General features: G+C 38.5%; 12 protein-coding genes. 2 read left to right on the top strand and 10 right to left on the bottom strand.

Annotated elements, in window-relative coordinates:
- Positions 1-39: 39 nt before the first annotated feature.
- Positions 40-519, bottom strand: a complete 480-nt coding sequence (locus tag WDJ61_RS04860; protein ID WP_338753524.1) for a competence protein ComK — start codon at positions 517-519, stop codon at positions 40-42.
- 202 nt (positions 520-721) lie between these two features.
- Here WDJ61_RS04860 and WDJ61_RS04855 point away from each other — a divergent pair, with 202 nt between their 5' ends.
- Positions 722-910 (top strand): IDEAL domain-containing protein, encoded by a 189-nt coding sequence (locus WDJ61_RS04855; protein ID WP_338753523.1) that lies wholly within the window; start codon positions 722-724, stop codon positions 908-910.
- A gap of 139 nt (positions 911-1,049) precedes the next feature.
- Here WDJ61_RS04855 and WDJ61_RS04850 read toward each other — a convergent pair whose 3' ends face one another.
- From WDJ61_RS04850 to WDJ61_RS04835, 4 genes are all read right to left on the bottom strand, one after another.
- Entirely contained in the window at positions 1,050-2,336 is a 1,287-nt protein-coding gene (locus WDJ61_RS04850; protein WP_338753522.1) for a M48 family metallopeptidase, read from the bottom strand.
- A 160-nt stretch (positions 2,337-2,496) separates the two neighbouring features.
- Positions 2,497-4,038 carry a fatty acid--CoA ligase family protein gene (locus tag WDJ61_RS04845; RefSeq protein ID WP_338753521.1) on the bottom strand — a complete coding sequence of 514 codons (1,542 nt, stop codon included), beginning with the start codon at positions 4,036-4,038 and terminating at the stop codon, positions 2,497-2,499.
- Between the two features lie 150 nt (positions 4,039-4,188).
- Entirely contained in the window at positions 4,189-5,178 is a 990-nt protein-coding gene (locus WDJ61_RS04840) for a lipoate--protein ligase (protein WP_338753520.1), read from the bottom strand.
- A 13-nt stretch (positions 5,179-5,191) separates the two neighbouring features.
- Positions 5,192-5,923, bottom strand: coding sequence for an MBL fold metallo-hydrolase (locus WDJ61_RS04835; protein ID WP_338753519.1), 732 nt, complete (start codon positions 5,921-5,923; stop codon positions 5,192-5,194).
- A 209-nt stretch (positions 5,924-6,132) separates the two neighbouring features.
- On the opposite strand from WDJ61_RS04835, the gene yhfH reads away from it, so the two are divergent.
- Entirely contained in the window at positions 6,133-6,267 is a 135-nt protein-coding gene (gene yhfH / locus WDJ61_RS04830) for a protein YhfH (RefSeq protein ID WP_338753518.1), read from the top strand.
- A 91-nt stretch (positions 6,268-6,358) separates the two neighbouring features.
- Here the strand turns inward: yhfH and WDJ61_RS04825 are convergent, their stop codons facing one another.
- The 5 genes from WDJ61_RS04825 to WDJ61_RS04805 all read right to left on the bottom strand — a co-directional run bounded on the left by WDJ61_RS04825 (position 6,359) and on the right by WDJ61_RS04805 (position 12,295).
- Positions 6,359-6,817, bottom strand: a complete 459-nt coding sequence (locus WDJ61_RS04825) for a FixH family protein (RefSeq protein WP_338753516.1) — start codon at positions 6,815-6,817, stop codon at positions 6,359-6,361.
- A 13-nt stretch (positions 6,818-6,830) separates the two neighbouring features.
- Complete coding sequence (locus WDJ61_RS04820; RefSeq protein WP_338753515.1) at positions 6,831-8,228, bottom strand: sensor histidine kinase; 1,398 nt, start codon at positions 8,226-8,228, stop codon at positions 6,831-6,833.
- The gene (locus tag WDJ61_RS04815; RefSeq protein ID WP_338753513.1) at positions 8,225-8,905 is read right to left on the bottom strand and encodes a response regulator transcription factor; all 681 of its coding nucleotides are present in this window, start codon (positions 8,903-8,905) and stop codon (positions 8,225-8,227) included. The genes WDJ61_RS04820 and WDJ61_RS04815 overlap by 4 nt, the downstream gene beginning before the upstream one ends.
- Entirely contained in the window at positions 8,902-9,867 is a 966-nt protein-coding gene (locus WDJ61_RS04810; RefSeq protein WP_338753511.1) for a hypothetical protein, read from the bottom strand. The genes WDJ61_RS04815 and WDJ61_RS04810 overlap by 4 nt, the downstream gene beginning before the upstream one ends.
- 124 nt (positions 9,868-9,991) lie before the next feature.
- Positions 9,992-12,295, bottom strand: a complete 2,304-nt coding sequence (locus tag WDJ61_RS04805) for a YhgE/Pip domain-containing protein (protein ID WP_338753510.1) — start codon at positions 12,293-12,295, stop codon at positions 9,992-9,994.

Here is a 12,295-nt window from a genome sequence, read left to right as displayed (position 1 = left end):
TTTATTGCTAAAAGCAGTGTTGAAAGCTTTGCCTTGATCCTATCTATATAGATCATGAATCTGTTGCTTTAGCTTGATTTTTAGTCGTGAAGCTTTTCCGTGCTGATTTTTTAAAGATCGTTCCGTGATAGGAAAAGAAAAGCGTTGTCCATTTGTAAATAAGATCGAAACCTGTTTACTGTCAATTTTTGAAAAGCTTTCTACTTTGGATAAAGAGATCCATAAGTTTCCTTGTCTTATATGTGAGGCAAGTGGGAATAAGTACGTTCCTTCGAAATGATCGATAATGACGGGGAGTTTTTTGTCTGTGGCTAGCAATAGTTTACTGGCTTTCCTTCTACCATCATAAGTAGCTCCATAGGCAAGACAGCTTTTTTTGATGAGGTCTAGAGGTTTAACAGTTAATTCAAACGTTCGTTTTTCTTCAACGACAATCGTATGTTCCTTTCCCCTGCATTCTATCGCCTTAATGAACATCACTTCAGGACGAATAAAATACTCATTATGGGTATTATTCACAATTTACACTTCCTTTCGACTTATTACATTTATCATAACACCCCTTCTTATTGATGTCTAAAAGATAAAATAAATAATTTTTCGAAAAATTTAAAAATTTCTGTTGATTGATATTTTGAGATCATATATAATAAGAAAAAGGTATCCGAGGTGATGAAAAATGGAGAACAACAACTATTTCACTGAGATGATGAGGTCCCCGATGCCACGTGAGCAAGAAAGAAATGCTACTGATGTATATATCGACAAATTGCTAAATGACATTCTTTTTAAACAAGAAAAACAACGGATAATGGTAGCAATTGATCAAACCCTCGACAAAAGAGATCAGGAAGCATTTATGAAATTATCCCATAAGCTTAACGAATTAGAGAGAAATTTCAATTCCTAATGATTTTCTTCTTGTTGAGTTCCTCTTCTACCAAAAATCTCCTATAATGCATAAGAACAGAAATTAACTTAAGATAAGTGCCGAGCCCCCTCTTAAAAAGAGGAATCCCGGCACTTATCAGTATGTTCTAGATATGCCCTTATTTATTTTTCCTTTCCTCCTTCATTTCTTTCAATGGATAAGTTTCAATGGTATAGATCCTTTCAGCCATAGAAGGATGGCCATAACGAAAAATCTTGACAAGCAATGGTGGTTTCACTTCTGACAGACCTTCCTTTGCGAGCTTTTGAAAAGCACTAATAGCTGCTGTTTTGTTTCCTGTCATTTCAATCGCATACGCATCAGACTGCTTCTCTTCAAATCGAGAAAGTACATTTGAAAATGGACTGGCGACAAACGAAAGCATCGAAATCATCATAAAAATTAACGGTAACGTTCTCAATTGGGCAATATTAGTTACATTTAACTTTTCCCCATGCCGGTTGATCAACCGTTCCATCATTTTAGCTATTAGCCAGAAACCGATAAAGGCAAGAATTAAATAACTCGCTATGCCAATATAAATATGCTTTTTCACATAGTGAGCCATTTCATGAGCCATCACAAACAAAATCTCATCTTTATTTAGCTTATTTAACGTCGTATCCCATAAAACAATGCGAGCATTGCTACCAATTCCAGTGACATAAGCATTTAAAGCATGCGTCTTTTTTGACATATTCACTTCATACACATGATTGGCTGGAATATCCGCTTGATCAGCTAAGGATAAAATTTTTGCTTCTAACTGTTTATCTTTTAACGGATAAAAATCATTGTAGAGTGGATCAATAAAGATCGGCTGGACATACATTAAAAAAATAGTAAAAGGCACAAACAATGTCCAAGCCGCCAGCCACCATCTTTTTTTGAACTTTTTCATCAGCTCGTACATCACAAAGACCAGAATCATCATCAAACCATAGCCAATCCAAAAATCAATCCATTCATCCTTCATCCATTGAGAAAAAGTTTGGGCGGAGATATTGTAGACTTTAGAAAAATGAAAGCCAATGTATTGTAGCGGAAATGTGATAGCAAAAGTAAAAACAGATAAATAAAACAAATAAATCGATGTTTGTAAAAAAGTAATACGCGCTGTTTCTTTCGCCCATTTTTCAAAACGATGAGATAAACCGAAAAGAACAATCAAAAAGTAAATGAGCCATTCAAGTGGCGTACTAAGAAAGAAGAGCAAATTTTTGATTTTCGAAAAATCTCCGCTTAAGGAACGCTCTTTTTCACTTAAAAAAGTGGATGGGTCGGCACTTGTCCCTTTATAAATATCGGGAAGATCCCCTGTGGACATAACAAATAGATAGTAGTACATAAACGCTGAAAACAACAAGTAGCCCACAATGACAATCGCAGCCCACTTTATCTTCACTTGATTTCCCCCTCTCTCCTTCCTCTCTTATATGTAGTCCTAGAAAAGAAAATTTAGACCTAAAAAAGAAAAAGCTTCTCCACCCTGGCGGATCCCTTCCATAAAAAAGAATGATCTGTTAGATGAAGAAGCTTTATTATAGGGGCAGTTGCATGGAAAATTAACTTTGTTGTACTTGTTTTTTTAATGACCTTCGTAAGATCTTACCTGTTGTATTTTTCGGAAGTTCTTCTAAAAATTCTACTTTTCTTGGGAGTTTATATTTCGCCAGGTGATGATGACAATAGTCGATGACAGCCGCTTCATTTAAATGCTCGTCTTTAGCAACAACAAAAGCGAGCACACTTTCTCCATAATCAGGATCGGGAACACCTACCACAGCTGCTTCAACAATATCCGGATGACTATAGAGAACTTCCTCTATTTCACGAGGGTACACATTATATCCTCCCACGATGACAAGATCCTTCATTCGATCGACAATATAGAAATATCCATCCTGATCCCTTCGAGCAAGATCACCAGTATGCAGCCAGCCGTCTTTCAAAACAGCAGCAGTTTCCTCAGGCTCTTTATAATACCCCTTCATGACATTCGGCCCTCGAACAACTAATTCTCCTACGTCTCCTGGCGGTAATTCTTCTCCTAGCTCATTGACTACTTTATTTTCTACATTCATAATTGAACAGCCGATCGAACCTGCTTTTCGCGACCGATCTAATGGATTAAAACAAGTAACAGGACTAGCCTCAGACAGTCCATACCCTTCTGATACAATTACATGAAATTTCTTCTCAAAGTTTTCAAGCAACGCAACGGGCATAGATGAACCGCCTGAAATACATAAACGGATATTCGCAAAACTTTCCACATCTCCATCAGGATATTGATATAGGAAATTGTACATCGTCGGAACACCAGCAAATACTGTAGCTTGATGTTGTTTTGCCAAAGCAAATACTTCTTTCGGACTGAACTGAGGAAAAATTAGGATCGTTGCTCCGCTAATTAACGGGGCATTTAACGATATACTTAAACAAAACACATGGAACATTGGAAGAACAGTAATGACACAATCTTCCTCTGATATTTGTAAGTAACTACTGATATCTCTCGCGTTAGAATACAAATTATTATGTGTAAGCATCGCCCCTTTTGGCTTCCCTGTTGTACCAGACGTATACAAAATCACCGCAACATCATCATCTAACAGCTCCGGTCCTTGATAGTCGGCGCTACCTAGAGATAACAGAGCAGAAAACGTTTTCAATTTATCTAACGTCAAATCTACTCCTTGGGCACGTTCATCATTTGTTTCACAAACAATATACTGCTCAACAAGAGGTGAATATTGATTCATTTTTTCAACAAGCGGAACTAATATATCAAGTAAAACAATAGCTTTTACATCTCCATTATTCACAATATAACTGATCTCATCTGGTGTATAGAGTGGGTTTATTGGAATAACAGTTACCCCAGCCCGTAACGCTCCGTACAAGGAAATGATAAAATGAGGAGAATTTCCCAATAACAGTGCAATATGATCCCCTTTTTGAATCCCAAGCTGGTTAAGTCCCGAAGCAAACTGATTAACGGCTGTATTCAATTCTTCGTATGTAGCCGTCTTGTCTAGAAAATGATACGCTGTTTTCCCCTTGAATTTCGCTGCTGACTCCGACAGTGCCACTGAAAGATTCATCCCATACTCCCCTTTTAAATGAATGAATAGTCATTCATTTTCGAATTTTCAATCTTTATTATATATGAAAAAAGTGAAAGCCGCAACTGACAATAATCCAAAAATAGGAAAAGACTATCTTAACAACAGCGGTAAGACAGTCTTTCTTACTTAATAAAGCAACTGTAAAAATTCTTCTTGCGTCATTTTTCCGAAATAATGCGAAAGCGAAAGTTGATCTAACGCCTGGGCAATCTCGTTCTTTTCATAGCGTATACCGATTAGTTTTTCTTCAATTTCGTGGACATTTCCAACGCCAAAAAAGTCACCAAAAATTTTGCAAAGCTGTATTCGCCCATTTTTAATATCCAATCGAACATCAATCAATCCTACCGGAAAACGATGTGAACGCTGAATATTAAAAGTTGGTGATTTTCCAAAATTCCAATCCCAATTTTTATATCGATCCTCAGAAATTTGATGAATAATTTCCCAATCTTTTTCTTCGAGCTTATATTGTGGAATCGGCTCTTCTTGTTCAAAAATTGCTTTTAATAAAAACTCGCGAAACTCTTCAATGCTCATATCATGTTTAAGCAGCTCAGCAATGTTAGTGACTCGACTACGAATCGATTTAATTCCTTTCGATTCAATTTTATCTTTTCTAACCTTTAAAGCAGAAACCACCTCGTCCATATTCGTATTAAAAAGTAACGTACCATGACTAAACATCCGGCCCTTTGTCGAAAACTGAGCATTGCCGGAAATCTTGAATCCGTTCGCCAAAATATCATTTCTTCCACTTAGCTCTGCTTGTACGCCAAGCTTATTTAAGGCAGTGATTACCGGTTCCGTGAATTTAAGGAAATTATGAAAGCTATCTCCATCATCCTTTGTGATAAAGCTGAAGTTCAAATTTCCTAAATCATGATACACCGCACCGCCTCCAGACAAACGTCGCACAATATGAATGCCTTCTTTCTCGACATAGTCTATATTTACTTCTTCAATTGTATTTTGATTTTTACCGATAATAATCGAAGGCTCATTTATATAAAAGAGCAAATATGTTTCGTTAATATTTAAATGTTTAACCGCATATTCTTCAATAGCTAAATTTATTCTCGGGTCTGTTATTCCTCGATTATCAATAAATAGCATCATAATCCTCCATCTATATCTCTATTTCTAAATCTTGCTTCGCTAATAATACTGTACCATGAAATTCAGATTCCGCTTCTTCTTTTAACTTAGCCAGTTCGCCAAAATGTGGCAAATGCGTTAAAACTAATGTCCGTACGCATGCAGAATTGGCCAATCTTCCCGCTTCTGTACTCGTCATATGACCAGCCACTTTCCCATCCATCCCACTATAAAAATTACTTTCACAAAGAAGAAGGTCACATTCTTTCGCAAACGGAATAAACTGTTGTTGAAAAGCAGAGTCAGCTGTGTACACGACGGTATGACCATGAGCTGAAATTTTCATAGCAAAACACGGCACAGAATGAACGGTGCGTAAAAACTCAACTATAAATGGACCAATGGTTAATGTTTGATTCGGTTGATACACTCTTCCTTCCGTCAAATCTTTATATGTAAGTGAAGCGAATGACGAATCTTCGTTATGAGCATAAATAGGTAAAGTCGTCACCTCTTTTCCTAAATGCTTCTGAATCAATAAAGCGTGTTGTAATACACCGATATCAGCTATATGATCGGCATGATAATGAGAAAGTAATACTGCATTTAATTCTTCTGGTGCTATATGATGTTGCAATTTAGATAGTACCCCACTGCCACAGTCAACGAGCAACTTAAATCCTTCCTCTTCAAATAAATAACCAGAAGTTGCTTCGTTGACTTTCGGATAACCGCCCCAGCAACCAATGATAGTAACTTTCATACCTACACACCCCTCTATTCAATTCCATTTCTCTCTCATTGTATGCTCCAACTCTCCTTACTTCAACTGATCGAGCTTTTATCCCTACTAATGGTTTGTTATTTTTTCAAAAAATTCAAAAAATATATTGACGACATCTATACTGTTATAATACAATGATTACATCAAATAGATCAGTTATATAACAAGAAAAGAGGAGGAACACAAAAATGGTTAAAAATATTGTTGATTTTTTTAAAAACATTCCGGCAAAACAATGTACGAAATGCGGTTCTTATATAGAAGAACAACATGAGTGCTATGGCAACCATTGCGATGACTGCATCGAAATCCAAGACATCTAAACCTTTTAAATCGTTAACTCCAAATTCCATAAACATAAAAAAGAAAGAACCCGCTTCGCCTTGAGTGGGTTCTTTCTTCTGTTATCACACATTAAGAATGTTGTTGATGTTCTTCTGTTTCTTGTGGAGTGGTAGTCGAATCAGTCGGCTGTCCTTGTCCAATAGTGATTGGTTTCTTAGGCATTGTGTGCAATCCTCTTGCAGTTACATGAACTTGTACGTGATAGACACCATCTTGCGCAAACGCTTTTTTCGCGATGTAATTTCCTTCTTTATCTTTTTCTGCTTCGATCATTTCACTGTCTTCTTTTTTGCCTTCCTGCCATACTTCATACATCACTTCATCCGCATCACTGACGATTTCTTCTCCTTGTGTCACTTTTGTTGTTAGCGTGACTTCTTCATTTACTGCTGCTTTCTCAGGTACAGTCAATTCTGCTTCAATTGGTTGTGGTGGTGCTGTGTTTTCGGTTTGTTGCTTTTGTTGTCCACAAGCCCCTAATAGAAAAAGGGAACAAATCACAACCATCATCATCCATTGTTTCTTCATTTTCTCTTCTCCTTTAATTATCATCTTCTTCAAGTAAAGGAAATTCAATTGTTACCGTCGTTCCATGGCCATACTCACTAGTAATCAATAATCGTCCTTGATGACCTTTAATAATGTTTTCAACAATTGACAAGCCTAAACCTGTTCCACCGTCTGCTCTTGTCCGCGCCTTATTGACGCGGTAAAATCGTTCCGTAATCTTTTGTAAGTCTTCTGGAGGAATGCCAATACCAGAGTCCTTGCATTCGACTATAGCTTTTCCATCCCTTTCAAACGAACGTACGGTAATCAAGCCACCTGCTTCCGTATACCTCAGTGCATTATCCACCAAGTTGAAAATGACTTGTTCGAGACGACCTTCATCTCCTTCAATAATAATATCATGATCCAGCTCTTCTTTCAGGGCAACATTTTTCTGTATAACTGCAGGCATCAGTCTTTGAAGTGTTTGATGAATCGTTTCAGCCAACGGCAGCGGAACTTTTTCTATAGCGGAAGAATCCCCTTCAAGCTTAATCAGTTCAAGCAAATCATTGACAAGCCGCTCCATCCTTTTCGCTTCTCTCGTAATAATATGCACGTACTGCTGCTCTTGTTCCTCTTCTTTAACCATACCAGATGAAAGCGCTTCGCTGTACCCTTTTATATAACTAAGCGGTGTACGCAATTCATGCGAAACAGTGGCCAAGAACTCCCTTTTCTTTTCATCTTCCTTATCAATCGACTCTGCCATATGGTTGAAAGTTGCGGCAAGCTGGCCAATTTCATCCTTCGTCTTCACATTGACTCGTGTCGAAAAATCTCCTTCTGACAGTTGAACAGCTGCGTGCTTCATTTCTTCAAGCGGGCGCGTTAAATATCTTGCCCATTTTGTTCCAATTACTAACAAAACGATAAAAAATAAAGCGGCACCAATCACCCAATAAATAGTTAAATCAGCTGTTAACTCTTCCATATTTTCAAGCGGCAAATATAAATAAATAATTCCTTGCAGTCTCTGCTCTTCTAATAAAGGAACAACAACCGAAATCACTTTTCGATCAAACCTGGCCACATAACCAACCTTTTTTACCGGCTCATTTTTCAACAGTTGCTCTCGTTCAGCTGGACCAATTAATGTGTCATAGTCGATCTCAAAAGGCACACAAGCAGCCAGCTCTCTTGGATTTCGAACCGCAAACACTTCAAACTTGGCTTTCTCATTATACCAATCTATCTGCTCGATCAATTCATCAGTCAGTTCGCCGCCTTCATAATCAAGCGCTAAACTTTTGCCCGCTTGAAGCATTTCCTTTTCCACACTGCCGACATATAGTTTTTGATACAGCGTATAGGACAAAGCATAGGCGAAGCCAATCGAAAGCAACAATGTTATGAATAAAGTAAGCCACAGCTTTTTTGCTAAGCTCATGCAGTTGGGTCCTCAAATTTATAACCGATCCCCCACACTGTTGCCACCGCTGCTCCAGCCTCCTTACCAAGCTTCATTCGCAATGTTTTAATATGTGTATCTACCGTTCTAGTCCCACCACTATAATCATCCCCCCAAATCATCGTTAACAGCTGTTCACGCGAAAAAACGCGACCTACATTTTTAATAAGCAACAGCAATAACTCAAACTCCTTTAACGTCAACGGAACAGATTTTCGCTTCACTTTCACTGCATGAGAGCTTAAATCGACTAAAATACCGGCTTTCTCAATGGTGGTTGCTTGTTCATCTTCCTTATGGAAACGACGTAACACAGCCCGAATTCTTGCCGTTAATTCACCTGGTGAAAACGGTTTGACAATATAATCATCCCCGCCAATTTGCAACCCTTTCACCTTATCCCATTCTTCCCCTTTTGCTGTTAAAAAGATCACTGGAATTTCACTTGTTTTACGAATATCTGTACAAATCTCAAAGCCGTTTTTCCCCGGAAGCATAATATCTAATAAAACAAGATCCGTTTTACCTTTCACCAATTGTTTGCTTGCTTCTTGACCATCTTCCGCATGGCTCACCGTAAATCCAGCATTCTCCAAATACATGGAGATTAGGTGGCGCATATCTTCTTCATCATCAACAATTAAAATATGAGTCATTGGTTCTTCTCCTTCACAAAAATCATAAATGGGCCTTCCCCTGTCTTTACTTTCTTGACAAGATTTAAGCTTCCTTGCTCAAGGAAATAAAGTTCATCACTGTCATACCCTGCTACGACGATATCATCAGCAAACGGCGCGATCGTAAAAGGGTTCGCCCCTACTTCACTCTTTGCTATCGTTTCTTTCTCTTCGTTTAACGTATAAACCATATTCGATCCATGACTAACAACATAATGATAACTTCCATCAGAAGCAAAATTAACAGGCATCACTGGCGTCTCGATTTGTTCAATCTCTTGTCCAGTGTCAAGCGAATATACATGCACTTTAGATTGCGCTTCTTTCCCATGACCATGTCCACCAATCCACAATTCCTTTTCATCCGGTTCAATCATTAAACCGGTCGAAGAAGAGGGAATCGTAAACTCTCTGACTACCTTCTTCTTCTCAATATCTACTTCTGAAAGAATCGTATCTTGATAATTAATTACATAAAGCATCCCTTGGTGTTCAGCCAGTGACATTGGATATTTCCCTGTTTTAACAATGTCTACTTCCTTTCCCTTTTCATTATAAAAGTGGATGGAGCGATCTTCTTTATTAGCAAGCACTACTTCCTTGCTCTCCTCTAAATAAAGAGCACCAGTTGTGCCTTCATCAACTTTCCATTTATCTACCATTTCACCTTTGGATAATGAAAAAATAGCCACATGGTCTAGTTGTGTACCATAAAGCAGCAGGCGGTCGCCATCCGGAAATAAGACTCCTCCTGTGTACATTTCATCAAGAGCCCAATCCGCGATCCGCTCCCCCTTTTGATTAATGAACGTTAAAGAGGAATCTCTTAAATTTAACGTGAATAAATAGCTTTCCTCTTTAATTGCCGGATAAGAAGGATGGCTGCAGCCGGATAAGGTCCACATCCAGACCGCAACGAACAAAAATAAGCGAAATTTCACGATACTCCTCCCCCCAGCTTTCTTTTTACCTTATATTATAAGAAAAAAATGTGAAATATATTTGAAGAAAAAACGAAAAAAAATGCTGAAAAGCGAAGCCGCTTTTCAGCATTTATATTCTCTCTTAAATTTCACTTGTTGCTGCTTGATGACCATATTGACGTTTGTACATTCCTCTGAAGAAAATACTTGTCACCAATAGACAAACAACAGCAAATATTCCAAGGATAGCAGCGTTCTTCCACATAAAAGCATAATCTCCCATTGAAATAACCGCTTTAAATGCAGAAACCGAATAAGACATTGGTAAGAAAGCATGAATCGGTTGTAATGCTTTTGGAATTAACTCTAATGGGAATGTCCCTGCACTTGTTGCTAATTGGAAAATTAAAGTTAACATCGCAAGGTATCGCCCAGGATCTCCCATAATCGTAACAAGCATTTGTACGAGCGCAATAAACGTTAAGCTTGTAATAATCGCCATGATTATAAACAATGGTATACTTTGAACTTCTAATTTCAAACCAAATAGTAAAATCGCTACAGCTAAGAGGGCTTGGATAACACCTGCCACACCCAATACGCCGAATTTACCTACGAACCAACTAAATCCACTTTTAGGTCGAACAGCTGGCTCTCTTAATGGGAAGACGATCGTTAATATGATAGCCCCTATGAATAACCCAAGTGATAAGAAGTATGGAACAAAGCCAGTACCATAGTTTGGTACCTTATTAATTCCATCTCTCTCCATACCCACTGGATTAGCTATCATATCATGTGTTTTATCTTGCGCATCTACTTTATCGGCTGTATCCGCGGCATCTTCTAATTCAGTGTGAAATTCATTCGTTCCTTCTTCAAGCTCCACCGTTCCATCCGCTAGCTCCTTAGATCCCTCTGCCAGTTGATTCGTCCCTTCAGACATTTGAGCAGACCCTTCATTTAATTCATTAAGACCGCTATTTAATGTTGTCGCACCGCCTGCTAACTGTGCTGCACCATCTTTCGCTACACCAATCTGATGTGTCAGTTGCCCCATGCCACTCACTAACTCATTTTGCCCAGCCTGTAATTCACTCGTACCAGCTGCCAATTCATCTGCTCCTAAAGCTAGTTCGTGAATACCTGAGCTTAATTGCTGTTGCCCTTCTTGAAGTGCACCTAACCCGCTGTTTAATTGGTCAACGTTAGGCGCTAACTGTCCACTGATCGCTCCATTTAATTCTTTAGAGCCAGCAGCTAATTGTTGAGTGCCAGACTTCAGTTCACTAACGGCTCCTTCTACTCCTTGCACCATTTCCTGCTGTTGTTGCTCCATTTGCTGTTTCAATCCAGCAATTTGCTCTGGTGTCATGCTTTGCTCTAACACTGGCATTAATTGTTCCAACTGTTGATCCATGCCACTAGTTAATTGAGAAATTAATTGCTGTTCAAACTGATCAAGACCACTATTTAACCCTTCTGCCCCTGCTGCTAAATCAGCCGTTCCTTGTGTTAATGCAGGAAGCTGATCCTGAAATTGTTGAACTCCAGATTTTGCTTGTTCTGTCCCCGATGTCAATTCGTCCATATTTCCATCAACTGTGTGAAGTCCGCCTTGTACTTTAGAGATTCCAGCTTCAAGCTCTTCCGTTCCACTTTGTAATTCTTTACCTCCCGCTACAAGTTGACCTCCGCCTTCTTCTAACTGTGATAATCCATCATTTAATTGAGAAGCCCCTGTTGCGAGCTCTTTTGATCCATTATCAACTTTCGAAACTCCTTGTGAAAATTGCACTGATTTTTCAGCTAATGCAGCTAAATTTTCTTTTACTTCATCTGCCCCATCAGCAAGATCAATGGCTCCCTCATCTAAGGCTGCTGCTCCATCACTCGCCTCCGCTAGGCCATCTCCCATCTTCTCTATTTGATCAAAGATCGTTTCTGAGTATGTTTTTGTCACGTTTTCTTGAAGAGAAGCTTTAATTTCTAGCATAGCTGTTTCCCCAATTTGTGAAGATAAATAGTTATATCCTTCATTAGGGATATATTTTAGCTCTAACTTCTTCGGTTCATCGTCTAGTAAGGTCGTTGCATTTTTTGAAAAGTCAGCTGGGATTTCAATTAACATATAATACTCTAAGTTTTCGAGACCTTTTTGGGCTTCTTTTTCACTCACAATATGAAAATCAAAATCATCACTTTTCCTTAGTTCTTCCTCTAGCTCCTTACCTACCGTAAGCTTCTCTCCTTCGAAATCAGCGCCTTTGTCTTTATTGACAACGGCTACAGGTAAATCATTTAATTGTCCGTATGGATTCCAAAATGCCCATAAAAACACCCCAGCATATAACAGCGGGATAAAGAGCACCGCTGCAATTGGAATTAGCAATTTACGATTGGTGACAATAGCTTTCATTTCTGCTATAAACAATGATCGTTTCAT

This window comes from Bacillus sp. FJAT-52991, from assembly GCF_037201805.1.
GTDB classification, from domain to species: domain Bacteria; phylum Bacillota; class Bacilli; order Bacillales; family Domibacillaceae; genus Bacillus_CE; species Bacillus_CE kandeliae.
The sequence above is the reverse complement of the archived record's forward strand: the minus strand, read 5'-3'. Positions and strand labels throughout refer to the sequence as shown.